Here is a 24,259-nt window from a genome sequence, read left to right on the forward strand (position 1 = left end):
TCGTGATCGACGACACCGCGATCCAGACCAGCTGATCCGGCCCGACGGCCCCCCGGGGGCCTGAAAGCCACCCAGGGCCCGGCGGCACCAGCCGCCGGGCCCCTCGGCGTACCCGCACACGACCGACAGCCGGCGGCCAGCAGCCAGCAGTCGACGGCCGAGCGGGCGGCACGCGGCGGACGGCCCGCACCCGCCGCGCCATGGGGCCGGGCACCCGGTGCCGGGGGCCGACGGTGCGGGTTCCGCACGGGGCCGCGCGGCCCGGGTGCGGCACGGTCGTGATCGCCCCGTCCGGGGCCTATCGGCGGCCCTTGCACGGTGCTTGAATGGCCGCCATCAACTCCCCCTCCCCTCCTGCCTCCTGTGGCAGAGGAGTTAAGGACACCCTCATGACTACGCGCGTCGACCCCTTACCCCGCCGGGCCCTCCCGGCCCTCCGCTACGCCGCACTCCTGGCCGTGCTCGCCTCCCTCGTGGTCTTCTTCGCCGGTGCCGCCCAGCAGCAGGCCCAGGCCGCGCCCGCCTGCGGGGTACTCTCCTCGGGCGCCGCGCCGCAGGCCAACTCCGCTGTCAACGCCGCCTGCAGCCTGATCGGCACGCCCTACTCGTGGGGCGGCGGCCACGGCGGCCAGCCCGGCCCTTCGTACGGCATCTGCGACGCCTCCAACGGGGCCCCGAACGACTGCCACGTGAAGGGGCTCGACTGCTCCGGCATGGTCCGCTACGCGTACTACCTCGCGGTGGGCACGGACGTCATCAACGGCGTGACCACCACGCAGTGGCCGTCCTCGCGGGCGGTCGCCAGGTTCTACCGCGCCGACGGGACGGGCCCGTTGCTCCCCGGAGACCTGGTGTTCTTCGGCAACACGCCGTCCACCATCCACCACGTGGCGATCTACCTCGGCCAGGGGTACATCGCCGAGGCGCCGTACTCCGGCGGCCACGTGCAGGTGTCGGCCCTGTCCTCGCACGGCGACTACTACGGCGCCATCCGCCTGTACGGCCCGGGCGGCGGCTCCACGCCGCCCCCGCCGCCCGCAGGGACGTACTGGGTGGACACGTTCGCGAACGCCCCGGTGTTCGGGTCGCCGACGAGTACGGTGAGCACGGGGACGCTGTACCAGGGCACCAACTACGTGTTCTGCAAGGCGTGGGGGCGTGAGATCCGTAGTGGCAGCAGTTTCAACCACTGGTGGCTGAAGACGGATCCGGATGTCGGTCCGGGGGGTCAGTGGGTGTCGGCGTACTACCTGTCCCGCTGGGGCAACGACGTCGCGAAGGACAACAACGGCACGGTCGTCCCCGACTGCCCGGGCGGCGGTTCGACCCCGCCCCCGCCCAGCACCACCAAGTACTGGGTGGACACGTTCGCGAACGCCCCGGTGTTCGGGTCGCCGACGAGTACGGCGAGCACGGGGACGCTGTACCAGGGCACCAACTACGTGTTTTGCAAGGTGTGGGGGCGTGAGATCCGTAGTGGCAGCAGTTTCAACCACTGGTGGCTGAAGACGGATCCGGATGTCGGTCCGGGGGGTCAGTGGGTGTCGGCGTACTACCTGTCCCGCTGGGGCAACGACGTGGCCAAGGACAACAACGGCACGGTCGTCCCCGACTGCTGACCGCACCCCGGGCGACCCGGCCCCGGCGGACGCCGTCCGGCGGGCCGGGTCGCCCGGGGCACCGCCGCCGGGGTGCCCGGCCTGTCAGGTGTCGGGGTGCCGTACCCGCCCTACCAGCATTCGCCGTCGCGCCAGTCGCAGACGAGTTCGCCGGTGAGGTCGAGCGGCACCTCCTCGGCGGGGCGCAGCGGCAGCGCGAGGATCCAGCCGTCATCGTCCGCGGTCCGCACGATGCCCTCCGGCGTCAGGGCGGCCGTCGGGCCGGGCCAGCGCAGCCAGCCGCGGCTCGTGTAGAAGTCCACGGCCTCCTCGGAGCTGCCGAGCGCCGCGAGGTCGTACGCGCGGCCCGCCATCCGTTCCAGTGCGGTCATCACCGCGGCGCCGTGGCCGCGGCCGCGCGATGCGGCGCGGACGGCCACCCCCTCGACGTAGCCGGTCCGCAGGGCGCGGCCGCCGTGCAGCAGCCGGCGCTGCACGAGCGCCCCGTGGGCGACGAGGTCGGGTCCTTCCCACAGCAGGACGTGCATGCCGCCGAGGCAGTGCTCCCAGTCGGCGTCCGTCATGTCGGGGGCGAAGACCTCGTCCAGCAGGGCGCGAGCCGCGGCGAGCGTGGCGTCGTCGAGGTCGGCGGTGTGCGCGACAACGGTGCGTACCGGCAGGGCCTGGTTCATGGCCGCCACTCTTCCACCGCCGCCATCGCCGCCGCCGCCATCGCCATCGCCGCCGCTACTGCCGTGCGGGCCGGTCGGCGCACCACGGACCTGCCCGGCCACCGGACACCTGATGATGCAGGAACCGGCTTGCAGGGGAAGGGAGCTGACGATCCGACCGGCCCTCCGCCGGGGCCGGGGCCTCCACCGTGATGCCGGGCCGCCACCGGCGCGGCCCGGGCCGACCGGGTGACGAGCGGCGGTCGGATCGACCGCGTCCGGCATCAGCCCGGCGCGCCGGGACATGCCGACGGTGCCGTCCGGGCCGGTGGCGGGGCCGTGTGACAGGATCGGCCGCAGCAAGGACCGGAACGCCCGGGTGGCCCGGGAGGGGCGCCGGAGCGACGGTGCCGGTCGGCGGGTGCCGGTCGGCGGGACGGAGCGGGCGGCATGGCGTGGCAGGTCCTTCGGACGGACGGGCGGCCGGCCGTGCCGTGGCTGAACGGCGGCGGTGTCACCCGCGAGGTCGCGGGCGGTCCGGCCGGGTCGGGGCCCGCCGACTTCGACTGGCGGGTCAGCCTTGCGGACGTCACGCGGGGCGGCCCGTTCTCCGTCTTCCCCGGTGTCGACCGGGTCCTCACCGTCGTCGCGGGGGAGGCGCTGGACCTCGCCGTGGGCGGCACGGCCCCGGTACGGGTGGAGCCGCACCTGCCGTTCGCCTTCCCCGGGGACGCGCCCACCGGGGGAGGGCTGCCGTCCGGCCCCGTCGTCGCCCTCAACGTCATGACGCGCCGGGGCCGCGCGAGCGCCCGGGTCGTGATCACCGGCGGTCCGTGCCCGCTGGAGGTGCCCGACGCCGGCACCCTGGTGGTCGTCTGTCTGGCGGGCACCGTGGCGGTGGGCACCGCGGGCCCGGTCCTCGCCCGCCACGACGCCGCCCTGCGCGAGGACGCCGTGCCCGGTGGCGGAGACCTGCTGCAGGTCCTGGACGGCCTCGCCGCCGTGGTGACGGTTCGCCGGAGCCCGCCCGCCCCGGCGTGAGCGTCCGAACCGGGCGGGCGCCGTCACGTCAGCGACGGCGACGGGAGACCGGTGCGACCGGTGCGGCAGCGGACGCGGCCTTGCCGAGCGAGCGGAGCGCCAGCAGCAGCACCCCGATGTCGTCGAGCAGGATCGGGTCGGGGAGGAGGTCGACGGGCAGTACCACGTAGACCACCGCCGCCCAGAAGCCGAGCCGGGTGGAGAGCGGCACCCCCGACGAGCCCAGCATCCGGCGCGCCCGCACCAGCCGGACGAACAGCCGCACCACCACGACCAGCGTGACGACGACCAGCACCCCGGCCACGCACCACCACACCGCCACGTCGACGTCCATCGACGGCCACCTCCCTCGTCCTGTCCCGGTCCTGTCCCGGCCTGTCCCGGCGCGTGCACCCCGCGAACGTCCGCCGTCTTCCCCGCCCGGGGCATCTCGACGCCCTGCGCGGGCGCGGGACCTGCGCAGGTCCCGCGCGGGGCCGTCCGGGGGAGGGCGGAGAGGGCCCGGTGCGCCGTACGGTGCGGGTGCCGAGTGGCGCGACGGCGGACTGTCGTAGGGGCGTAGCACGATAGGTCCCGCGCCGGACACCGGACGACCAGGGGCGGCGTGACGATCCGTGGGCGGAGCCGTGTGCTTCGGCCCCGCGACCCGTGCACCGATCTGAGGAGCAGTTCCCATGCGCATCGTGATCAGCGAGTTCATCAGCCTGGACGGCGTCGTGCAGGCCCCCGGTGGTCCGGAGGAGGACATCGACGGCGGTTTCGCCCACGGCGGCTGGTCGCACCCGTTCTTCGACCCGGAGACGGTGGGCGGTGCCTTCGACGACGCCCTGAGCAAGGCCGGCGCCCTGCTCTTCGGGCGCCGCACCTGGCAGACGATGGCCGCCGCCTGGCCCGATCGGGCGGGTGACCCGTTCGCCGACCGGATGAACGCGATCCCGAAGTACGTGGTCTCCGGCACGCTGGGCGAGCCGGACCTGGTCTGGGACAACACCACGCTCGTCCCGGGCGGCGACGCGGTCGCCCACCTCCGCGAGCTGCACGCCGCCGAGGGCGGCGACCTGCTGGTGATGGGCAGCCCCACGCTGGCCCGTACGCTTCTCCACGAGGGGCTGGTCGACGAACTCCGGCTCATGATCATGCCGGTGATCCTCGGCGGCGGGAAGTCGATCTTCCCCGAGGACGGCGCACTGCGCCCCCTCGAACTGGTCTCGACGGTCACCAGCAGCACCGGCGTGCACGTCTGCACCTACCGGCCGTCCGCCAAGGGGTAGGCGCCCCACCGGCACTGTGGCCGGAGCCGTGGTCCCGCGATCCGCTCCCCGCGCAGCGTGCGGGGAGCCGGCCACCCTGGCCACCCTGGCCGTCCTGGCCACCCTGACCGTCCGTCCGGCGGTCGAACGTCCGTCCGGCGATCCGGATCGGGCCGCCGACCCGTCGTGGGCGTCAGCTCCGGTCGTTCCTGCGGGGGAGGGGGCGCGCCCCGGACCGGGTGCGCCGTACGGGGCGCGCCGAGCGATCCGTCCGCGCGCCTTCCCGGTGCCCGCCCGCGGCCGTCGTAACGTCGTGGGTGCAGGGCGGCGCACAGCGGCCCGCTCCATGGATGCCCGGCCCGGCCGCCCTACCCCCCTGGCGGCCGGGCCGTGCTGCGTCCCGCCACCGTGCGAACCGACGGAACAGCAGCCCGGGCTGGAGGCCGCCACCACGCCGGGCCGGACGCGGAAAGGCCCCGCGCCGGACCGGACGGTGCCGGTCGGTGCGGGGCCCTCGGCCGTGCGGGGTCAGGACGGGACGATGTTCTCCGCCTGCGGGCCCTTCTGGCCCTGCGTGATGTCGAAGGTGACCTTCTGGCCCTCCTGGAGCTCACGGAAGCCCTGGGCCGCAATGTTGCTGTAGTGGGCGAACACGTCGGGGCCGCCGCCGTCCTGCTCGATGAAACCGAAGCCCTTTTCGGCGTTGAACCACTTCACGGTGCCTGTCGCCACTGCTGTCTCCTAAGGGTGCGCCCGTGCCCACCCTGAGGTGTGCGTCGTGCGGGATCGTCAGCCACGCGGACCGCCGGCGGGGCCGACGGAACACGGCCCCCGTGCATGCTGCTGCGGGCGCCCTTGCGGACCGGCCGCGGCCAGCGTACAGAGCGCGGACCCCGCGACCCGGGACCGCCGCGACACGGCACCGCCACGCCACCCGCACGGCCGTGCTGCGGCGTGTCGGACCCGGCCGGGGTCGCCTCCGCCGGCGGGGATCCGGCCGGGTGCCGACGAGGCGGGTGACCGCACCGGAGCGGCCCCCGTCCGGGGTGATCGTGCGTCCGTCACGGCCATGGCCCGCCGCGTGCCGGGAGGGTGACGGCGGCGGAGGGAAGTCTTCGAGGAGCGCCGGGTCGACGGGCCCCGCGCAGGAGTCGGGCGGGAGCGGTCGTTGTTCCGACACCTGTCGGATGCTCCGCCCCGACGCACCGTGGGACTGTTCTCGCAAGCGCCCGCCGGCCCACGAGGGGGTCCGGCGGGCGCGCCCGGCCCGCCACGACCACCCGCACGACCATCCGTACGACGACCTGCACGACCACCCGCACGACGACCTGCGAGGAGCAGCGCCTTGGCCATCCGTGACACCGCCGACCGGGACGCCGTCCGGCAGCCCCGGCGCTCCCGGCACCTGCGCAGGCTCGGACGCGTGGCGCTGCCCGCGTTGCTCGCCGTCGGCCTCCCGCAGGCCGTCGTGGCAGGAGCCGGACCCGCGCAGGCGGCGCCGCGCCCCGACAGCGCGGTGGTCGACTCCACCCGTCACCGCGGCAACTCGGTGGCCCTGACCTTCGACGACGGCCCGAACCCCACCGACACCCCCGCACTCCTCGCGGTGCTGCGCGAGCACCACGTGAAGGCGGTCTTCTGCCTGTGGGGCGACCACGTCGAGGCGTATCCCGAACTCGTACGGGCGATCGTCGCCGACGGACACGCCCTGTGCAACCACTCGATGCACCACGACGACATGGCGGGCTGGTCGCCGGAGCAGATCCGGGCCGACCTGGAACGCACCTCCGCGGCGATCCGTGCTGCCGCGCCCGGCGCGCCGATCCGCTGGTTCCGCGCGCCCTACGGCAGTTGGGGCGCCGCCCCGGAGGTGGCGGCGGGTCTGGGCATGCAGCCGCTGGGCTGGCGGCTGGCCGTCGGGGACTGGGAGCCGCCGGGCACCGACGAACTCGTCCGCCGCCTGCAGGAGGGCATCACCCCGGGCGCCGTCGTCCTGCTGCACGACGGCGGCGGCGACCGCAGCCAGACGGTCGAGGCCGTCGACCGCGTCATCCCCGTGCTCAGGGCCGCGGGATGGCGCTTCGACCAGCCTGCGCGCCGCGGCTGAGGGCGACGGCCCGTCCGGCGGGCCACCCTGCGCCGTCCGCACCGCCGTTCCCCTGCACCGCCGTTCCCCGCACCGCCGTTCCCTCCCACCGGGCGGGCGCCCGTAACCTCGGTGTCCGGCCGCCCCCACCGGTCCCGCCGTCCCGCTCACGTCAGGAGGGGATGAACCAGCATGCGTCATGCCTTCGATCCCGAACTCGCCGCCGCGCTCGCGATGTCACCCGAGGTCGACATCTCGGACCTTGCTGCCGCGAGGACCGCTCAGGCGGCGGAGCTGGCCGGCACCGTGGAGCGGGCCGACAGCACCGGCGTGACGGTCGGCCTGCTCAGGGTGCCCGGGCCGGACGGCGCCGAGCTGGCGCTGCGCACGTACCGGCCGCTGGACGGCCGCGGGCCGCTGCCCGTGCTCTACACGATGCACGGCGGCGGTTTCGTCCTGGGCTCACCGGACGTCGACCACGACGAGAACCTGGACTTCTGCCGGGAGTTGCAGGCCTTCGTCGTCTCCGTCGACTACCGCCTGGCCCCCGAACACCCCTACCCGGCGGCGCTGGAGGACTGCTGGACGGGCCTGTCCGCCCTGGTGGGGCGGAGCGCCGAGCTGGGGCTCGCCCCCGATCGGATCGCGCTGCGTGGGGACAGCGCCGGCGCGGGTCTGGCCGCCGGGCTGGCGATGCTCGCCCGCGACCGCGGCGGCCCCCGGATCCGCCTCCAGCAGCTCCACAGCCCCGCCCTCGACGACCGGCTGGAGACCCCCAGCGCACGGGAGTTCACCGACACCCCGATCTGGAACCGCCACAGCGCCCGCCTCTCCTGGGAGGCGTACCTCGGCACCGGTGTCCCGGGTGGCGCGGCCGTCGACCGTCTCGCGGCGCCCGGCCGCGCGTCCGCCGCCGACCTCACGGGTCTGCCCCCCGCGCACGTCACGGTGATGCAGTTCGACCCGCTGCGGGACGAGGGCATCGACTACGCCCGCGCGCTGCTCGGAGCCGGCGTGCCCACCGAACTCCACGTGCTGCCCGGTACGTTCCACGGGGCGGGCATGGTGGTGCACGCCGCCGTGGTGCAGCGCGCCCACGCGGAGGCCGTCGCGGTGCTCCGCCGGGCGCTGGGCCGATGAGTGCGGCGGGGGCGGGCCGCCACCACTTACGGTGCGCCCCGCCGCGGACGGCCCGGCATCAGTCGGTGGTGGTGGCGGTAGCGGCGTTAGCGTTGGCCAGCCGCCAGGCGTACAGGGCGAGTTGGGCCCGGAACCGGTCCTGGGGGTCGCGCAGCTGCCAGCCCGTCCCCTCCTCGACGCGGGCCAGCCTGGCCGCCACCGAGCTGTGGTGCAGGTGGAGTTCCGCGGCGGCCTGGCGCAGCGAACCGGTCCGGCAGAACGCGGCGAGGGCGGCGATGCCGGGTGCACCGTCCTCCTCGCGGCCGGCGAGCAGGTCCAGTGCGTGCACGTCCGGCTGGGCGCGCAGCCGCTCCGCCGGGATCTCCGCCAGCAGGGCCACCGGCCCGAGTTCGCCGTGGTCGACGACTGCTTCCGCGGCGGAGCCCGCCACCGCGAACCGCAGCGCGGCCCGGGCCTGCAGCCACGACTCCCGGGCCGCCAGCGGCTCCGCGCGGCCGCCGATCCCGACCCGCGTACCGCGCACCGGGGCCCGGGCGCCGCCCGACTCCCGTCCGCGTTCCTGCAGCACCTCGCGCAGGGCCTCCGCCGGTGCCCGACCCGGCTCCCGCTGCTGGACGAGTGCCGCCCCCACCGGCCCCAGCCGCGCGACCCGGACCGTTCCGACCTGCCGGCTGCGCCCGAACAGCGTGACCGCCTCCACCCCGGCGTCCACGGACGCCCCGCCGGCCACCGCCACCACCCACAGCGGGAGTTCCGGCACGAGTCCCAGCAGCCGCAGTGCCCGTGCCCGGTCGGCCACCGCCTCCCGGCCGGACAGCACCAGCTCGACGAGGGCCGGATCGGCGACGTGCGGCGGCTCCGCGCTCCGGGTGCCACCGCCCAGCACCCGGGCGGCGATGGCCATCCACTCCAGCACCAGGTCGTCCAACGGGCCGGGAGCGCAAGGGCGTTCCAGCCAGACCCGTCCGGACGGGCCGAGGTCGGCCTCACCCGAGACCGGGCCGGGCCGGCCGTCCAGGGCTCTGCCGTCCGGACCGCACCGCACCGGGTCGCCGTCCACGGGCTGCCACCCGGCGGCGCATTCCGCCAGGCCCGCGGTCGACCGCACGAGGGATGCGGCGTCGAGCGCCCCGCTGCCCAGCAGCGCCTCGAAATGGGCGATCACCCGCACGGCCGCAGCCGCATCCGCGTCCAGCGTCGACAACCGCAGCAACAAGCCCTTCACAGCCGCAGTCTAGAAAGGACAGCGACATGCCCGACAGGTACGTGCACCCGAAATCCGGGCGGACCGCCCGGCCCGGCCCCGGCACGCAGGCCGCCAGGTCCGTGCGTTCGCTGATCGCCGTGCTGCTGGCGGCCGTGCTGCCGCTCCTGGCGGCGGTGCTGCTCGCCGCGCCCCCGGCCACGGCGGCCACGCTCACCGAGGTCACCGCCTTCGGTGCCAACCCCAGCAGTCTGCGGATGCACCTCTACGTGCCGGACAGCGTCACCGCCCGGCCCGCCGTCCTGGTGGCGGTCCACTACTGCACCGGGTCGGGGCCGGCGTTCTACTCCGGCACCGAATTCGCCTCGCTGGCCGACCGGTACGGCTTCATCGTGGTGTACCCGTCCGCGACCCGCAGCGGCAACTGCTTCGACGTCTCCTCGCCGCAGGCGCTGAAGCGCGACGGGGGCAGCGACCCCGTCGGCATCCGTTCCATGGTCGGCTACGTGCAGCAGCACTACGCCGTCGACCCGGACCGCATCTTCGTCACCGGCGCCTCCTCCGGCGCCATGATGACGAACGTGCTGCTCGGCGACTACCCGGACGTCTTCAAGGCGGGCGCGGCGTTCATGGGTGTGCCGTTCGGCTGCTTCGCGACCACCGACGGATCCGGCTGGAACAGTGCCTGCGCCAACGGCAGCGTGACGAAGACCCCGCAGCAGTGGGGCGACCTGGTGCGCGCCGCCTACCCGGGCTACACCGGTTCGCGGCCGCGGATGCAGCTCTGGCACGGCACCGAGGACACCACGCTGCGCTACCCGAACTTCGGCGAGGAGGTGAAGCAGTGGACCGACGTGCTGGGCGTCGGCCAGACCCCCGCCCTCACCGACAGCCCGCAGGCCTCCTGGACCCGGACCCGCTACGGCAGCACCGGCGCCCAGGCCGCCGTGGAGGCGATCAGCGTGCAGGGCGTCGGCCACAGCCTGCCGACCAGTGGCATGGCGGCCCGGGCCGTCGCGTTCTTCGGCCTCGACTCCACGACCCCGCCGACGACACCCCCCACCACTCCGCCCACGACCCCGCCCACGACGCCGCCGACCACCCCGCCGACCTCCCCGCCCGCCGGTACGGCCTGCCGGGTGGCGTACACCACCAACGCCTGGAACACCGGTCTGACCGCGGCGATCACCGTCACCAACACGGGTGGCGCGCCGGTGAACGGCTGGTCCCTCGCCTTCACGCTCCCGGCCGGGCAGACGATCACCTCCGGCTGGAACGCCACCTACAGTCCGTCGGCGGGTGCCGTCACCGCACGCAACGCCGCCTACAACGCGGCCATCGCCCCGGGCGGGTCCGTCGGGATCGGCTTCCAGGCGACGCACACCGGGACCACCACCGCCCCGGCCGCCTTCGCCCTCAACGGCACCGCCTGCACCATCGGCTGAGGCCGGCCGCGCGCCGGTGCCCCCCGGGCGTCCCCGCCCACCGGGCACCGGCGTGGGCCGCGGCGGAAGGTGCGGCGGAGGGCGCCCGCACCGCGGCCCCGCGCGCCGGCCGGGTGACGTCCGGCGCGGCGCCACGGGCCGCGCGGCCGGATGGGGCCCGACCCGTCGTACCGTCAGGTCAGGAGTCCGGTGTGCTGCCGCTCCCGTCACCAGCCCGGTCCGGCCGTTCCCCCCGTGACGGCCGGACCGGGCTGTCGTCCGGGGCGGACCGCCCGGCAGCACTCCCGGCGGCCGGCCGACGCGTGGTCACGGCGTCCCAGCCCTCGGTCTCGGCGAGTTCCCTGGCGGCGTCGACGATGAGCCGCCTGCGGTCCGCCCGCTCGCGTTCCCTGCGTGTGTGGATCGGCATGGGCCAGATTCTAGCGACGCTAGACGCATGGTCGACGCTATGTTAGCGTCGCATCAGTTCCTAGCATTGCTAGACAGGGGAGATCGGCCATGCTCACCACCACCGCGTACAGCCTCGCCGTCGTACTGGACCTCTTCGTCGTCCTGATCGGAGTCCGTTTCCTCACCGTGCCGGGGCCCGCCGCAGCCGGGTACGGCGTCCCGGCGCGGCCGGACGGCGACGCCGCCTACCTCACGGTCAAGGGCCTGCGCGACACCACCTTCGGCATTCTCGGACTCGCCCTGCTCGCCTTCGCGGGCGCCGGGGCCGAGGCGTGGTTCATGCTCGCCGTCGCCCTCGTACCCCTCGGGGACACGCTCGTCGTGCTGCGCCACGGCGGCACCCGGGCGGTGGCCTTCGGCATCCACTTCGCCACCGCGGTCGTCGTGCTCATCAGCGCGGGTCTGCTCTTCGCCGTGAGCGCCGGCAGCTGAGATGAGGAGGTGTCGAGGCGGTCGTGCCGGGGAGCCCGCGTCCGTCCCGCAGGTCCGGGCCCCGCAGGTCCGGGCCGCGCCCGTGCCCGGGTGGGAGGATCGACCACGGAGTACGGCGTCGGGCTGCGCTCCGGACTGGGGGAATCGGGGATGGCGCAGGATCTTCCGGAACAGGGCCACGAGGACGTCCGGGCCCACTGCGTACGGCTGACGGACGCTCCGCCGGCGGTGCCGGGTTGGTGGGAGCGGTTCACGCGTTCCTGTCCGGCCTGATGGCCGACCGGAACCCCGCCGACCTCAACCCGCCCGTGCCGCGCGGCTGTGACGGCAAGCGGCCAGGTCCGTTCATCAGCAACAACATTCAGGGCCGAGAATGCTGCTGACGGGCAGTCACCTGTCGTTCAGTGCGGCCCGTCGGCGGCCCCGTCGGCGGCCAGCCGGGCGAGGGCGGCCGCCTCCGCACTGCCGTCCGCGGCGCTGAACACGTGCACCACCAGGCCTGTTTCGCCCGGCGCGGCGGGCACGTGCAGGGTCTCGTAGTCCAGCGTGAGCAGACCCGCGGAGGGGTGCCGCAGCCGCTTGCGCCCCGCCCCGCACACCAGTACCTCGCCGGTCACCCAGATCTGCCGGAACTCCTCGCTGCGGGAGGCCAGTTCGGTGACGAGAGTGGCCAGCGGCGCATCGTCCGGCCAGCGGCCCGCGGCGACCTGCAACTGACCCACCGCCTCCACCGCCCGTTCATGCCAGTCCGGGTGGACGGTGCGGGAGGCCGGGTCGAGGAAGAGGTACCGCGCGTTGTTCCGGTCGCGGAGGCCCGGAACGTCGAGGCCACCGATCAGCTCCGCACCCAGACGGTTCCAGGCGACGACGTCGAGGCGGTGGTCGGTCGCGAAGGCCGGCAGGCCCGCCATGGCGTCCAGCATGCGCTGCAGCAGCGGACCGACCCGCACCTCGGGGGCCGGGCCGCGCCGGGCGGCGGCGAGGGTCGTCAGGTGGTGCCGCTCCGCCGCGCCGAGACCGAGTGCCCCGGCGAGTGCGTCGAGGACCTCGGCGGACGGCTGCGTGGCCCGGCCCTGTTCGAGGCGTACGTAGTAGTCGACGCTGATTCCGGCGAGCTGCGCCAACTCCTCGCGGCGCAGCCCGTGCACACGTCGCCGACGGCCGGCGGCGAGCCCCGCGCGTTCCGGCGCGACCCGTGCCCGACGGGCCCGCAGGAAGCCGCCAAGGGCCCGCCGTGCGTCGCCGATCCCGTCCGCGCCCGTGGTGCTGCGGCTGCCTGCGGTGCCGTCCGTGCGTCCGATCCGATCCGCGCCGTCCATGGGCTCCAGTATGGGTGGTCCCCGCAGTACCAGGACCGGTGTTCCGCCGGTCACCCAGGGTTCTGGCAGGCCGCTGCGTCCTGCACGAGGGTGATGGCATGACCGAATCCCCGTCGCAGCAGAAGAAGATCCTCGTCGTCGGTGCGCACCCCGAACCCCGCTCGCTCAACGCCGCACTGACGGCTTTCGCGGCCGACCGCCTGCATGCCGCCGGACACGCGGTGCAGGTGTCCGACCTCTACGCGATGAAGTGGAAGGCCGTGGTGGACGCCGGTGACTTCCCGCACGAGCCCCCGGGCGGCCGGCTGAGGGTGATGGCGGCATCCGAGCGGGCCACGGTGCGGGGCCGTCTCTCCGCGGACATCGCCGCCGAGCAGGAGAAGGTGCGGTGGGCGGACGCCGTCGTGCTGCAGTTCCCCCTGTGGTGGTTCTCCGTGCCGGCGATTCTCAAGGGCTGGATCGACCGGGTGTTCACCTCCGGGTTCGGCTACGGTCCGGCGCTCCCGCCGCCCTACGGTGAGAGCGCTCTCGGTGGGCGCCGGGCCCTGTTGTCGGTGACGGCCGGCGCCCGGCAGTCGGCGTTCTCCGACCGTGGGGCCCACGGCAGGCTGACGGACGTCCTGCACCCGCTGCAGCACGGCCTGTTCTGGTTCACCGGCATGGCGCCGCTCGACCCGTTCGTGGTGTACGACGCGAACGACCTGCCCGAGGGCAGCTTCGAGGCGGCCACCCGTGCGTACGGGCGGCGGCTCGACCGGCTCTTCACCGACGCGCCCGTGCCGTACCGGTCGCTCGCCGGCGGCGACTACGGCCGCGACATGCGCCTGCTGCCCGGCGTGGAGGCGCCGGGGACGGCCGGGCCCGACCTCCACGTGCGCCCCCGTGGCTGAGTGTCGCCTGCGGCCGCGGCCGCCGTGGGTGCGTCCCCGCCCGGACGGGGCCCGTTCCTCCCTGGGTGGGTCCTGACGGGTTGACAACTCGACGGGCATCACAGTTAGGTAAGCCTTGCCTAATTTTACTGCACGGATCGGGGTGCCCAGCCGGTTCTTCCCGAGTGCGGCAGCCTTCAACCGCACCCGCGTTCGCCCGTGCGCCTCCCCGCCCCGGGCCGGTCCCCGGCCCGGCCGGACGGCGTGGTCGCACGGCGTGGTCCGCACGGCGGGCCGCCCCGCCCCGCCCCGAGAGGAAATACGTCCCCCGATGCCCGAGAACCCTCCGCCGCCCACATCCCTCTCCCCGGACCGCATCCGGCGAGACGTGGCCGACCTGCTCGACGTCGACCCGCTCGAACTCGAGGACGACGAACCGCTGCTCGACCAGGGCATGGACTCGATCCGGCTGATGACGCTGGTCGAACGATGGCGCGCAGACGGCGTCGAGGTGACCTTCGTCGACCTCGCCGAGAAGGCGACCATCAACGGCTGGTCGGACCTGCTCGGCGCCGTCCGGTCCGCCGGACCCGCCACCGGGCCCACCCGCACGTGAACCGGAAGGAACGCGATCTGTGAACACCGCAACCGAACAGCCCCCCGTGCAAGAAGAGTTCGACGTCGTCGTGGTCGGCGGGGGGCCGGGCGGATCGACCGCCGCCACGCTCGTCGCCAAGCACGGCCACCGGGTCCTCCTGCTGGAGAAGGAGACCTTCCCGCGCTACCAGATCGGCGAGTCGCTGCTCCCCGCGACGGTGCACGGCATCTGTCGCCTGCTCGACGTCCAGGAGGACATGGAGCAGGCCGGATTCATGGTCAAGCGCGGCGGAAGCTTCCGCTGGGGCACGAATCCCGTGCCGTGGAACTTCCTCTTCGCCCTCGCCCCCGAACTCTCCGGACCCACGTCCTACGCGTACCAGGTCGAGCGGATGAAGTTCGACGACATCCTGCTCCGCAACGCGGCCCGGCACGGCGTGGACGTCCGGGAGAACGTCGCGGTGCACGAGGTCCTGGAGGACGAGGACCGGGTCCGCGGTGTGCGCTTCACCGGCGCCGACGGGCGGGTGCACGAGGTGAGCGCCCGCTACGTCGTCGACGCGTCCGGCAACAAGACCCGGATCAGCAAGCACGCGGGCGGCGAGCGCGTCTACTCCGAGTTCTTCAAGAACCTCGCGCTGTTCGGCTACTTCGAGGGCGGCAAGCGGCTCCCCGGGCCGGACCGCGGCAACATCCTCTGCGCCGCCTTCGACGAGGGCTGGATCTGGTACATCCCGCTGAGCGAGACGCTCACCAGCGTCGGCGTCGTGATCGGCCAGGGCCGGGCATCGGAGATCCAGGGCACCGCGGAGGACCAGGAGAAGGCCCTGCTCGGCTTCATCGACCGCTGCGACATCGTCCGTGACCACCTCTCCGACGCCACCCGGGTCACCGAGGGCACGTACGGCGAACTGCGGGTCCGCAAGGACTACTCCTACGCCAACACCCGCTTCTGGCGGCCCGGCATGGCCCTCGTCGGTGACGCCGCCTGCTTCATCGACCCGGTGTTCTCCACCGGCGTCCATCTCGCCACCTACGCCGGTCTGCTGGCCGCGCGTTCGATCAACAGCGTTCTCGCCGGGGCGGTTCCGGAGGAGCGCGCCTTCGACGAGTTCGAGGGCCGCTACCGCCGCGAGTACGCGGTCTTCTACGAATTCCTCAGCGCCTTCTACGACATGCAAGGTAGCGAGGAGAACTACTTCTGGAAGGCCAAGAAGGTCACCTCCTTCGACTCCTCGGACCTGGAGGCGTTCGTCACCCTCGTGGGCGGCGTGGCCTCGCGCGAGAAGGCACTGACCGACTCCACCGCCATGGCGGAGCGCTTCTCCGCGTCGTCCAAGGCGCTCGCGGACGCGGTCGCCGCCACCGGCTCGATGCAGACCGCGACCGGCGAGCGGATGAACCACCTGTTCGGGGCGAAGGTGGTCGGCGACGTCATGCAGGAGATGAACGAGATCCAGCGACGCGGCGTGCTCGGTGCCGGGATCAAGGAGAACCCCCTGCTTCCCGGAGGTCTGGTGCCCGGCACCGACGGCCTCTCCTGGGCCGAGCCGGCCGCAGGCTGAGCCCGCTCCGCCCCGCGGTTCGCCCCGGCGCCGGTCCGGGGCGGGGCGGCTCCTGATCACAGTGCAGTGCCCCGCACGGACCGCCGACCGGCCCGTGCGGGGCCGGTGCCGCCCGGTTCCGTTCCGGCGCCGGGCCGGTTCCGTGGACGAAAGGAAGGTGGGGAGCGGTGGGCTTCCCCGCTCTGGGCGAGAGTGCCCAGTGGGCCATGCTGGTGCAGTTGTCGGTGATCGTGGCCGCCGCACACACGGCAGGCGCACTCGCCCGCCGCCTCGGACAACCGGCCGTGATCGGCCAGTTGGCGGCGGGCCTGCTGCTCGGCCCGTCCGTGCTCTCCGGCCTCGTGCCCGCCGTGGGACGCCTGCTCGTCCCGACCGACCCGCTGCTCGGTGCACCTCTCAACGCGCTGGCCTGGCTGGGCGCCGCGCTGCTGCTCCTGCTCACCGGCCTCGACACCGACCTCGGCGTCGCACGGCGGCTCGGCCGCCCGGCGCTGCTGATCGGCGCCGGGGCCGTGCTGGTGCCCTTCGCGGCCGGGACCGGCCTGGCGCTGCTCCTGCCGCCGTCCTTCGCCGGTCCGGCGGGTGACCGCACCGCCTTCGTCCTGCTGGTCGCCGTCTCGCTGAGCATCTCCTCGATCCCCGTCGTCGCCCGCATCCTCGCCGAACTCGGCCATGTCAGAGCCGAGTTCGGGCAGTTGATCCTCACCGTCGCCATGGTCTCCGACGTGGTCGGCTGGCTGGCCCTGGCAGCGATGACCTCGCTCTCCGGCTCGGGAGGCGCCGACACCGGGGCCCTCCTGCGGTCGGTGCTCGGCCTGCTCCTCCTGCTGGGCGCCGTGCTGACGTTCGGTCAGCGTTCGGCCGACGCCGCCCTGGCACGGGTGCACCGGTACGGAGGCGGATCCGCAGGGGCCACCGGCGACCTGCTGGTCGCCGTCGTCCTGATGCTGCTGCTCGCGGTCGCCGCCCAGGCGGCAGGTTCCGACGGGCTCCTCGGCGCCTTCGCGGCCGGGCTCCTGATCGGCCGGTCCCCGCACGCCCCGACCCGCCTGCGCGGCCAGGTGGAGGGCGTCACCCTGGTACTGCTCGCTCCCGTCTTCTTCGCCGTGGCCGGGCTGCGGACCGACCTCGCCGCCCTCCGCACCACCGAGGCACTGCTCTGGGCGGCCGGCTATCTCGCCGTGGCGTTCGGCTGCAAGATCGCCGGAGCGTACGGCGGGGCCAGGCTCGCCCGGCTCCCGCGCCGGCAGGGCCTCGCCGTGGCCGTCGGCCTCAACTGCCGCGGGGCGGTGGAGGTGGTGGTCGCCTCGGTCGGGCTCTCCTCCGGCGTGCTCAGCACGACCGGCTACACGGTGATCGTCCTGATGGCCCTGCTCACGACCGTCGCCACCGGGCCGCTGCTCCGCGTGGTGGCTCCCCGCTCCGATCCGGCGCCGCGCGGGCCTGGCCTGCGCCTGTGCCGGGTGGGACGATCGACCACGGAGTACGGCGTCCGGCCGTGCGCCGGACCGGGGGAGTCGGGGATGGGACAGGATCTGCCGGGGCAGGGCCACGAGGACGGCCGCGCCCACTACGTACGGCCGGCGGACGCGCCGGACGCCCCCAACCCGCCGTTGGCGGTGCCGAGTCGGTGGGAGCGGTTCACGCGGTTCCTGTCCGGGCTGATGGCCGACCGGAACCCCGCGGACCTCAACCCGCCCGTGCCGCACGGCTACGACGGTAAGCGGCCAGGTCCGTTCATCAGCAACAACAACCAGGGCGGCGGTGGAGGCGGCGGCTGCTGACGGGAGACCGGTGAGCGACCATGGCGCCATGACCGGTCAACCGCCGAACGACCTGCCCCGGAACATCGGGGCGCCCGCCACCCGCGCCCTGATCGGGGCCGGGTACACCAGGCTCGACCAGCTCGACGGCGTCGCCGTGGCGGAGCTGGAGAAGCTCCACGGTGTCGGGCCGAAGGCCCTCGAACGGCTGCGAGCGGCCCTCGGGGAACAGGGCCGCTCGCTGACGTGACCCGGCCGGCCGGCCGAGGCAGGTCAGCAGGTCAGCAGGCCACAAGGTCTCCCGGGTCGGTGGTGCGCTGCAGGGCGGGCGGGCTGCCGCACGGTCGCGGCCGGCCGCCCGCCCGCGGCATCAGGTGCAGTTCAGCGTGCCGGCGCGCAGGGCGTGGCCGCCGTCGTTGCCGTCGTCGGACCAGACCACCGGCTTCTGGCCCGCGGTGCACGCCGACTGCGGTGCGACGGCGAAGCCCTCGTTGTTGTAGTCGGGCATCCCGGCCGGGCGGTCGTAGGTGTGGGTGACGGCGAACTTCCCCTGGGCGTTGATGTCCAGGGTGGAGGTGCGTCCGTTGCAGGTGTCGTCGCAGACCGCCCAGAGGTGCCCCGTGGCGGCCTCGAACTCCAGGTCCATGACCGCGGGGAAGCCGCTGGTGATGGTGGCGACCCGGGTGTATCCGCCCGTGCTCAGGTTGAGCGCGTAGGCGTAGACGGTGCCGTTGGCCTCCAGACCGGTGAAGAACAGGCCGCTGCCGTGGCTCGCGTAGGAGGCCGGGGAGTAGGCGGCGCCGGTGTGCTCGTCACGGAACCCGTGCGCGGTCAGGAAGGAGTCCGGGATCCACGAGATGCCCTCCAGGCCGCTGTTGGCGGCGACGGACGGCAGGTCGGACGTGAGGTTCCACTCGGCGGTGGCGTTGAGCGAGGACGCCGACGAGGAGGTGTCGAAGCGGAGGATCTTCGGCATGCTCGTACCGCTGTTGCTGTTGTTGCGCTCGGTGGAGACGAACGTCCCGTCGGGGGTGACGACGACACCCTCCGCGTCCGGGTCGCCGCTGCCGTTCGCGTAGTGCAGCGCCTTGCCCGAGGACCAGCCGCCGGCCGGGTCGGGGGCCCAGGTCGTGCCGCTGGGCACCAGGCGGTAGATCCGGCCCGGGCCGTTGTCGACCGCCCACAGCACGGTCGCGCTCTCGAACGACAGGCCGCTCAGGTTCGTCCCGAACACGTTGCTGCCGTCCGCGACCGTGACCGAGGCGCTGCCGGGCCAGGTCGGGCCGGACGTCCCGCCGCCGCCACCCGTCCCGCCGGGGCAGGCGTTGGCGGTGCCCTTGGTGGGGGCGGTGGTGGTGGTGAAGGCGCCGGTGCCGTCGGCGCAGCGGCCGTAGGTGGTGGTGGCGTGGGCGGTCCAGGTGGAGGAGTCGACCAGGGTGGTGCCGTCGGCGCGGTAGAGGCGGGCCTTGTCGGAGCTGCCGAGGCCGTAGGAGGTCTCGACGTCGAGGGCCCGGAAGGCGCCGGGGGCGAGGGTGGTGCCGGAGGGCACGGTCCAGGTGTGGGAGTCGTTGTCGTCCTTGACGATCCACCCGGAGATGTCGACGGTGGCGGTGCCGGTGTTGACCACCTCGACCCAGTCGCCGGGGCTGCCTCCGCTCGACTCCACCTCGTTGATCCGCACCGTGGACGTGTCCTCCGCCGACGCCGGCACCCCGGACAGGCCGAGGACGAGGACGGACAGGGCGACAGCACTGACGAGGGCTGGTCTGCGCCGGTACGTGGGCAAGGGTGGCCGCCTTCGACTCGGGGGGAAGTGCGCGGGCGAGCAGGACGCCCGCGCTCCGGGAGAGCCTGAGGTACACCGGCGACCGCGGGTTGAACGTGCTGCGAACACCACCGGTACCCCGCAGGACCGGTACCCGCACCCCGCGCCGTGGGCCGAAGCCGGGGCACCGGCCGGCGGCCGGCGGGCAGCGGACAGCCGTCGGATCTCCCAGGAGACCCGACGGCTGTCGTGCCGGCGGCGGGCCGAGCCCGCGGGGCCGCCGCCCGCCCGGTCAGGGGCGGCGGTGCGGCCCGTACGTCAGCGGCAGCTCAGCACTGCGGCCGCTTCCCGTGGTTGGCGGCATGCCCACGACGGGCCTTCTTCTTGCGGCGTCGCTTCGATGACACGTCGTGCCCCTTTCCGAGGTGGTGGTGCAACCGTCCCTCCAACGTCCCACACCTGCGCCCCTTCGGCGCGGTGTCCCACCGCCACCGGACGTGTGCGGACGGTATCCGCGACCCACCCGGGCACCGCGCCCTGCGCCCGGCCGGCGAGGAGGGGCGGGCCGCCTCGGACGTGCCCCGGCCGGACCGGGTACGGTCGGGGGCCGGGACGGGACAGGACGGGACGGCGAGAGGACGACGGCCGTGCAGCACGTGCGGGACCTGTGGCGGCAGCAGCTCGGCCACGTACCGGAGACGGTGTGGAACGAGGCGGAGCTCCGCGTCCTGATCCTCGCCGACAACGGACTCACCGCCCTGCCCGCGGAGATCGGGCGACTGCAACGGCTGACCACGCTCGACCTGGGCCACAACGCACTCACGGAGGTGCCGGAGGAACTGGGCGGGCTGACCGCCCTCCGTGACTGCCTCTACCTGCACGACAACCGCATCGAACGGCTGCCCGACGCCCTGGGCCGCCTCACCCGGCTGCGCTACCTCAACGTCGGCGAGAACGCCCTCACCGCGCTGCCCGACGCGGTGGGCGGGATGGCGGGCCTCGTCGAACTGCGGGCCCAGCACAACCGCCTCACGACGCTCCCCGACACGGTCGGCGGGCTCACCGCCCTGCGCGAACTCTGGCTGCGGGGCAACGTGATCCACCGGCTGCCTGCGTCGCTCGGCCGCCTGGGCGAGCTGCGCCACCTCGACCTGCGGGAGAACGCCCTGACCGACGTGCCCGGCGCCCTGGCCGGACTCCCGCGGCTGCGCCACCTCGACCTGCGGAGCAACCGGCTGGGCGGCCTGCCCGACTGGCTCCTCCGGCTGCCGGCCCTGGAGAAGCTGGACCTGCGGTGGAACGGCATCGACCCCGCGCTCCCCCTGGTCGCCGAACTGGAGCAGCGGGGGTGCGTCGTCCTGGCCTGAACGGGCGGGGCTTGCGGGCGCGGTTCGCGGGTGCGGGGGGCGGGCGCGGTTCGCGGGTGCGGGACGCACGGGTACGAGTGTGCCGCGGCGGACGCCCGTGCGGCGTCCGCCCCGGCAGCGGCGGGGACGGCGGGGACGGCTCAGGGGTTCCGGACGCGCGGTTCGGCGTTCTGCCGCTGGTACGGGAACAGCCGGGGGCGTCGCTTGGCCGCGACATCCTCGATCCAGCCGAAGAGCACGATGCACAGGCCGATCACGGGCCAGGCCAGCAGCATCGCCGTCCACTCGCTGTCGAGCAGCCACGGCACGTTCTCGGCGAGCAGCGGCACGCTCCAGGTGAGGCCGATCAGGCTGATCGCCGCCGTGATCGCCAGGTTGTGCCAGAGGTAGACGGTGACCGCCCGCGAGTTCAGCAGGCTGATCCAGCCGCCCCACCGGCGCAGCCGGGGCGGCCACTCCCGCCACGAGGGGGCGGCGTTGAGCAGCAGCAGGACGAAGCCGAACGACCAGACCGCCTGTCCCAGCGTGCTGTCCTCCAGGGTGGCGGGGCCGCCCATGTCGTTCGTGCCGTTCAGTGTCCACCAGAGCACGACGCCCATGACGAACGGCACCAGCGACGGCAGGAGGTAACGCGGGAACCGCCCGAGCATGCCCTCCTGGTACGCCATGCCCAGCAGCCAGCACGAGCCGTAGATGGCCAGGCCGTCCACGATGCTGTAGAGCTCGGGGCGCAGGTCCACGTAGCCGCGCTCCAGGACGACGCAGAACGCCATCGGGGCGAGGACCACCAGCCAGGAGACCCGCCGGAGCAGCCACAGCATGAGCGGCGACAGCAGGACGAACCACAGGTAGGCGCGCAGGTACCAGAGCGGCCCGGCGGCGTGCTCGCCCCAGGCGGTGTCCAGCAGCCCGTGCACGCCGGGGAGCGGGTAGCCGTACGGCGGGTCGCTCAGCGGCAGGATCCACAGCAGGATCCTGCTCCACCACTCGGTTGCGCCCTGGCCGGAGCCGGACGCCGACCAGCCCTGCAGGATCATCCCCGGCACCGCGACGGCGCCGAGCAGCCACAGCGGCGGGAGGAGGCGCCGCAGCCGCCCGCGGATCACCGAGAGGGCCGGCCGGGACAGCGAGCGGGCCATCAGGGATCCGGCCAGCGCGAACATCACGCCCATCGACGGGAAGACGATCGGCAGCCACGACCAGGCGAACATGTGCAGGAACACCACGCGGACGAGTGCGATCGCCCGCAGCAGGTCGAGGTAGAGATCCCGCCCGGGTTTCGTCCGGTCCGGCGCCGTCGGCGCGACGGCGGGGTCGGACGGCCCGGCGCCGGGCGGTGCGTACCCGGGGAGGGCTGGCGCGGTCATGATGGCCTTTCGGGTGGGCAGTGCGGTGGTGGGACGGCTGCGGCTGTGGTCCACGGCCGGCGCGGGGGCGGGCCGCCGCCGTGGGGTGCGGATACCGTGCGGGTGCGGGTGCGGGTGCGGGTGCGGGTGCGGGGCCGGATGCCGTGCGGTGCGGGTGCGGCCCGCCCGGTGGCCGACGGTGCTCAGACGGTGACGGGGACGTCGACCTCACCGGTGCGCCGGAGCTTCTGCCACCGCAGGCGGCCGCCGGTGAGGGCGGTGATCCACGACTGCAGCAGCACGAGGTACATCAGCTGGCGGTACACCAGCTGCTGGAGCGCCAGCGAGAACAGGTGCCAGGGCTTCTCCCGGTCGAGCCAGAAGGCGTAGCCGGCGCAGACGAACTGGGCGACGAGGACGGTCAGCCAGGCCGCGAAGGTCTTGGGCGCGTCGACGAACAGCAGGCCGTAGACCAGGAAGACGTCGAAGAGCGGGGCCAGCAGCGGCGCCACCACCATGAACAGGGCGACCAGTGGCAGCCCGACCCGGCCGAACCGGCCGGCCGGGCCGGAGGCGACCACGGCACGCCGGTGCTTCCACATCGCCTGCATGGTGCCGTAGCACCAGCGGTAGCGCTGCGACCAGAGCTGGCTCAGGGTGCTGGGGGCTTCCGTCCAGGCCCGGGCGTTCTCCGCGTAGACCACGCGCCAGCCGTCGATGTGCAGGGCCATGGTCAGGTCGGTGTCCTCGGCGAGGGTGTCCTCGCTCATGCCGCCGGCCTGCTCCAGGGCCTCGCGGCGGTAGGCGCCGACCGCTCCGGGGACGGTGGGCATGCAGCCGAGTTCGTCGTACATGCGGCGGTCCAGGTTGAAGCCCATGACGTACTCGACGTGCTGCCAGGCGCCGATGAGGCTGTCCCGGTTGCCGACCTTGGCGTTGCCGGCGACCGCGCCGACCCGGGGGTCGGCGAACGGCTGCACCAGCTCGCGGACGGTCGAGGGCTCGAACACCGTGTCGCCGTCCATCATCACGATCAGGTCGTGCGCGGCGTGCGCGATGCCGGTGTTGAGGGCGGTGGCCTTGCCGGAGTTGGGCTGGCTGATCACCCGCACGCCCGGCAGGGCGAGGTCCTCGACGATCCGGACGGTGTCGTCGGTGGAGCCGTCGTCGATGACGATCACCTCGATCGGGTGCTCGCCGTCGACCAGGGAGCGCAGCGTGTTGGCGATGCACTCCTGCTCGTTGTACGCGGGCACCAGGACGGTGGCCGGCCGGGTGACGGCCGGTCCCCAGGTGAAGGTCCGCCGACGTGTCCTGCGGGCGTGCTTGACGGCGAGGAAGAGCATCAGCGCGAACCGGCCGAACACGAGCGTGCCGACGACGGCGAGCAGCGCGACCAGGACCGGCATGACGTTCACCGCGCCGTGCGCCATCCAGAGGAAGGCCTTGCCCTCCCAGAGCGGGAAGCCCTTCACCTCGGACATCGAGCTCTTGGCGCCGATCGACTCGCTGACCGTGGTGAAGCGGTACCCCTCGGACTGCAATTTGGGCATGAGGATCTTGAGCGCGGCGACGCTCTGCGAGCGGTCGCCGCCGGCGTCGTGCAGCAGCACCACGTGGCCGGCGCCCGGCTTCGCGGGCATGGCGGCCCTGACGATCGCGTCCACCCCGGGGCGCTGCCAGTCCTCGGTGTCCTCGTCGATGAACGCGGTCACGTAGCCCTGGTCGGCGAGCTTCTTGATCACCGGCCAGGTGAGGTCGTCCAGCGCCGAGGCGTCGGAGGAGTACGGCGGCCGGAACAGCGCGCTGTGCATGCCTGCGACGCCGGCGAGGGCCAGCTGGGTCTGGGCCATCTCCCAGGTCGCCCGGCTGTCGGACTGGAGCGTCAGGTCGGGGTGGGTGAAGGTGTGCAGGCCGATCTCGTGGCCGTCGGCGAGGATCCGCCGGATGAGGTCGGGATGCCGGACGACCATCGATCCGGTGACGAAGAAGGTGGCCTTGGCGTGGTACTGGGCGAGCACGTCCAGGATCTGCGGGGTCCACTTCTCGTCCGGACCGTCGTCGAAGGTGAGCGCCATCGTGTGGTCCTGGGCGCGGTAGCTGCGAGGCTCCCCACTGCCGCGGGCGTCGATCACCGGCCCGCCCGTGAGCAGGGCCGGCGGCACGGTGGTCTTGTCGACGGAGACGTTGATCCGGGCGTCGTGGAAGACCTCGTTCGTCACCAGGCCGCGCAGCAGCAGGGTGAGCAGCAGGGAGAGCAGGACGACGACGGGCAGGGCGAACCGCATGGGCGGGACGGCACGGCGGCGCGGCCGCCCGGCCGTCCGCCTGCCTCGGAAACGGGACATGGC

21 protein-coding genes and 1 pseudogene are annotated in these 24,259 nt (G+C 73.9%); 13 read left to right on the forward strand and 9 right to left on the reverse strand.

Annotated elements, in window-relative coordinates:
- The first annotated feature begins 389 nt into the window (after positions 1-389).
- Positions 390-1,619: a C40 family peptidase gene (locus tag SNE206_RS31020; RefSeq protein WP_407916864.1), complete on the forward strand. Its 1,230-nt coding sequence runs from the start codon at positions 390-392 to the stop codon at positions 1,617-1,619.
- A gap of 110 nt (positions 1,620-1,729) precedes the next feature.
- On the opposite strand, the gene SNE206_RS31025 is transcribed toward SNE206_RS31020, so the two are convergent.
- Positions 1,730-2,290, reverse strand: coding sequence for a GNAT family N-acetyltransferase (locus tag SNE206_RS31025; RefSeq protein WP_407916865.1), 561 nt, complete (start codon positions 2,288-2,290; stop codon positions 1,730-1,732).
- A 429-nt stretch (positions 2,291-2,719) separates the two neighbouring features.
- On the opposite strand from SNE206_RS31025, the gene SNE206_RS31030 reads away from it, so the two are divergent.
- The gene (locus SNE206_RS31030) at positions 2,720-3,310 is read left to right on the forward strand and encodes a HutD family protein (RefSeq protein WP_407916866.1); all 591 of its coding nucleotides are present in this window, start codon (positions 2,720-2,722) and stop codon (positions 3,308-3,310) included.
- A gap of 28 nt (positions 3,311-3,338) precedes the next feature.
- On the opposite strand, the gene SNE206_RS31035 is transcribed toward SNE206_RS31030, so the two are convergent.
- Entirely contained in the window at positions 3,339-3,644 is a 306-nt protein-coding gene (locus tag SNE206_RS31035) for a YkvA family protein (protein ID WP_407916867.1), read from the reverse strand.
- Positions 3,645-3,984: 340 nt separating this feature from the next.
- Here SNE206_RS31035 and SNE206_RS31040 point away from each other — a divergent pair, with 340 nt between their 5' ends.
- Complete coding sequence (locus tag SNE206_RS31040; protein ID WP_407916868.1) at positions 3,985-4,581, forward strand: dihydrofolate reductase family protein; 597 nt, start codon at positions 3,985-3,987, stop codon at positions 4,579-4,581.
- Between the two features lie 507 nt (positions 4,582-5,088).
- Here the strand turns inward: SNE206_RS31040 and SNE206_RS31045 are convergent.
- A complete protein-coding gene (locus tag SNE206_RS31045) occupies positions 5,089-5,292 on the reverse strand; it encodes a cold-shock protein (RefSeq protein WP_187217814.1) in 204 nt (67 codons plus the stop codon).
- Positions 5,293-5,905: 613 nt separating this feature from the next.
- Here SNE206_RS31045 and SNE206_RS31050 point away from each other — a divergent pair.
- Together SNE206_RS31050 and SNE206_RS31055 are read left to right on the forward strand one after the other, a co-directional pair.
- The gene (locus tag SNE206_RS31050; RefSeq protein WP_407916869.1) at positions 5,906-6,667 is read left to right on the forward strand and encodes a polysaccharide deacetylase family protein; all 762 of its coding nucleotides are present in this window, start codon (positions 5,906-5,908) and stop codon (positions 6,665-6,667) included.
- Positions 6,668-6,838: 171 nt separating this feature from the next.
- A complete protein-coding gene (locus SNE206_RS31055) occupies positions 6,839-7,786 on the forward strand; it encodes an alpha/beta hydrolase (protein ID WP_407916870.1) in 948 nt (315 codons plus the stop codon).
- A gap of 58 nt (positions 7,787-7,844) precedes the next feature.
- Here SNE206_RS31055 and SNE206_RS31060 read toward each other — a convergent pair whose 3' ends face one another.
- Positions 7,845-9,011: a PucR family transcriptional regulator gene (locus SNE206_RS31060; protein ID WP_407916871.1), complete on the reverse strand. Its 1,167-nt coding sequence runs from the start codon at positions 9,009-9,011 to the stop codon at positions 7,845-7,847.
- A gap of 26 nt (positions 9,012-9,037) precedes the next feature.
- On the opposite strand from SNE206_RS31060, the gene SNE206_RS31065 reads away from it, so the two are divergent.
- The gene (locus tag SNE206_RS31065) at positions 9,038-10,435 is read left to right on the forward strand and encodes a PHB depolymerase family esterase (protein WP_407916872.1); all 1,398 of its coding nucleotides are present in this window, start codon (positions 9,038-9,040) and stop codon (positions 10,433-10,435) included.
- A gap of 289 nt (positions 10,436-10,724) precedes the next feature.
- Here SNE206_RS31065 and SNE206_RS31070 read toward each other — a convergent pair.
- Positions 10,725-10,844: pseudogene (locus SNE206_RS31070) on the reverse strand (TetR family transcriptional regulator); the annotation flags it as partial.
- A gap of 89 nt (positions 10,845-10,933) precedes the next feature.
- Between SNE206_RS31070 and SNE206_RS31075 the strand changes: the two are divergent.
- Positions 10,934-11,317, forward strand: a complete 384-nt coding sequence (locus SNE206_RS31075) for a DUF4267 domain-containing protein (RefSeq protein WP_407916873.1) — start codon at positions 10,934-10,936, stop codon at positions 11,315-11,317.
- Positions 11,318-11,718: 401 nt separating this feature from the next.
- Here SNE206_RS31075 and SNE206_RS31080 read toward each other — a convergent pair whose 3' ends face one another.
- Positions 11,719-12,636, reverse strand: a complete 918-nt coding sequence (locus SNE206_RS31080; RefSeq protein WP_407916874.1) for a helix-turn-helix domain-containing protein — start codon at positions 12,634-12,636, stop codon at positions 11,719-11,721.
- Positions 12,637-12,734: 98 nt separating this feature from the next.
- Here SNE206_RS31080 and SNE206_RS31085 point away from each other — a divergent pair, with 98 nt between their 5' ends.
- The 5 genes from SNE206_RS31085 to SNE206_RS31105 all read left to right on the forward strand — a co-directional run bounded on the left by SNE206_RS31085 (position 12,735) and on the right by SNE206_RS31105 (position 17,680).
- Positions 12,735-13,526, forward strand: a complete 792-nt coding sequence (locus SNE206_RS31085; protein ID WP_407916875.1) for an NAD(P)H-dependent oxidoreductase — start codon at positions 12,735-12,737, stop codon at positions 13,524-13,526.
- Between the two features lie 310 nt (positions 13,527-13,836).
- Positions 13,837-14,121: a phosphopantetheine-binding protein gene (locus tag SNE206_RS31090; protein ID WP_407916876.1), complete on the forward strand. Its 285-nt coding sequence runs from the start codon at positions 13,837-13,839 to the stop codon at positions 14,119-14,121.
- Positions 14,122-14,140: 19 nt separating this feature from the next.
- Positions 14,141-15,667 (forward strand): tryptophan 7-halogenase, encoded by a 1,527-nt coding sequence (locus SNE206_RS31095; protein WP_407916877.1) that lies wholly within the window; start codon positions 14,141-14,143, stop codon positions 15,665-15,667.
- 167 nt (positions 15,668-15,834) lie between these two features.
- Positions 15,835-17,451, forward strand: coding sequence for a cation:proton antiporter (locus SNE206_RS31100; RefSeq protein ID WP_407916878.1), 1,617 nt, complete (start codon positions 15,835-15,837; stop codon positions 17,449-17,451).
- A gap of 28 nt (positions 17,452-17,479) precedes the next feature.
- Positions 17,480-17,680 (forward strand): DNA-binding protein, encoded by a 201-nt coding sequence (locus tag SNE206_RS31105; RefSeq protein WP_407916879.1) that lies wholly within the window; start codon positions 17,480-17,482, stop codon positions 17,678-17,680.
- A gap of 120 nt (positions 17,681-17,800) precedes the next feature.
- Here the strand turns inward: SNE206_RS31105 and SNE206_RS31110 are convergent, their stop codons facing one another.
- Positions 17,801-19,216, reverse strand: coding sequence for a lamin tail domain-containing protein (locus tag SNE206_RS31110; RefSeq protein ID WP_407916880.1), 1,416 nt, complete (start codon positions 19,214-19,216; stop codon positions 17,801-17,803).
- A gap of 626 nt (positions 19,217-19,842) precedes the next feature.
- Here SNE206_RS31110 and SNE206_RS31115 point away from each other — a divergent pair.
- Positions 19,843-20,562, forward strand: a complete 720-nt coding sequence (locus SNE206_RS31115) for a leucine-rich repeat domain-containing protein (RefSeq protein ID WP_407916881.1) — start codon at positions 19,843-19,845, stop codon at positions 20,560-20,562.
- 140 nt (positions 20,563-20,702) lie between these two features.
- Here the strand turns inward: SNE206_RS31115 and SNE206_RS31120 are convergent, their stop codons facing one another.
- Both SNE206_RS31120 and SNE206_RS31125 read right to left on the reverse strand, forming a co-directional pair.
- Entirely contained in the window at positions 20,703-21,929 is a 1,227-nt protein-coding gene (locus SNE206_RS31120) for an acyltransferase family protein (RefSeq protein WP_407916882.1), read from the reverse strand.
- A gap of 182 nt (positions 21,930-22,111) precedes the next feature.
- The gene (locus tag SNE206_RS31125) at positions 22,112-24,256 is read right to left on the reverse strand and encodes a bifunctional polysaccharide deacetylase/glycosyltransferase family 2 protein (RefSeq protein WP_407916883.1); all 2,145 of its coding nucleotides are present in this window, start codon (positions 24,254-24,256) and stop codon (positions 22,112-22,114) included.
- Positions 24,257-24,259 lie beyond the last annotated feature (3 nt).

It is taken from the genome of Kitasatospora sp. NE20-6 (assembly GCF_045862635.1).

Coding starts and splice junctions, on each gene's coding strand:
- SNE206_RS31020 (WP_407916864.1), top strand. CDS start 390: ATGACTACGCGCGTCGACCCCTTACCCCGCCGGGCCCTCCCGGCCCTC.
- SNE206_RS31025 (WP_407916865.1), bottom strand. CDS start 2,290: ATGAACCAGGCCCTGCCGGTACGCACCGTTGTCGCGCACACCGCCGAC.
- SNE206_RS31030 (WP_407916866.1), top strand. CDS start 2,720: ATGGCGTGGCAGGTCCTTCGGACGGACGGGCGGCCGGCCGTGCCGTGG.
- SNE206_RS31035 (WP_407916867.1), bottom strand. CDS start 3,644: ATGGACGTCGACGTGGCGGTGTGGTGGTGCGTGGCCGGGGTGCTGGTC.
- SNE206_RS31040 (WP_407916868.1), top strand. CDS start 3,985: ATGCGCATCGTGATCAGCGAGTTCATCAGCCTGGACGGCGTCGTGCAG.
- SNE206_RS31055 (WP_407916870.1), top strand. CDS start 6,839: ATGCGTCATGCCTTCGATCCCGAACTCGCCGCCGCGCTCGCGATGTCA.
- SNE206_RS31065 (WP_407916872.1), top strand. CDS start 9,038: ATGCCCGACAGGTACGTGCACCCGAAATCCGGGCGGACCGCCCGGCCC.
- SNE206_RS31075 (WP_407916873.1), top strand. CDS start 10,934: ATGCTCACCACCACCGCGTACAGCCTCGCCGTCGTACTGGACCTCTTC.
- SNE206_RS31080 (WP_407916874.1), bottom strand. CDS start 12,636: ATGGACGGCGCGGATCGGATCGGACGCACGGACGGCACCGCAGGCAGC.
- SNE206_RS31085 (WP_407916875.1), top strand. CDS start 12,735: ATGACCGAATCCCCGTCGCAGCAGAAGAAGATCCTCGTCGTCGGTGCG.
- SNE206_RS31090 (WP_407916876.1), top strand. CDS start 13,837: ATGCCCGAGAACCCTCCGCCGCCCACATCCCTCTCCCCGGACCGCATC.
- SNE206_RS31105 (WP_407916879.1), top strand. CDS start 17,480: ATGACCGGTCAACCGCCGAACGACCTGCCCCGGAACATCGGGGCGCCC.
- SNE206_RS31120 (WP_407916882.1), bottom strand. CDS start 21,929: ATGACCGCGCCAGCCCTCCCCGGGTACGCACCGCCCGGCGCCGGGCCG.
- SNE206_RS31125 (WP_407916883.1), bottom strand. CDS start 24,256: ATGTCCCGTTTCCGAGGCAGGCGGACGGCCGGGCGGCCGCGCCGCCGT.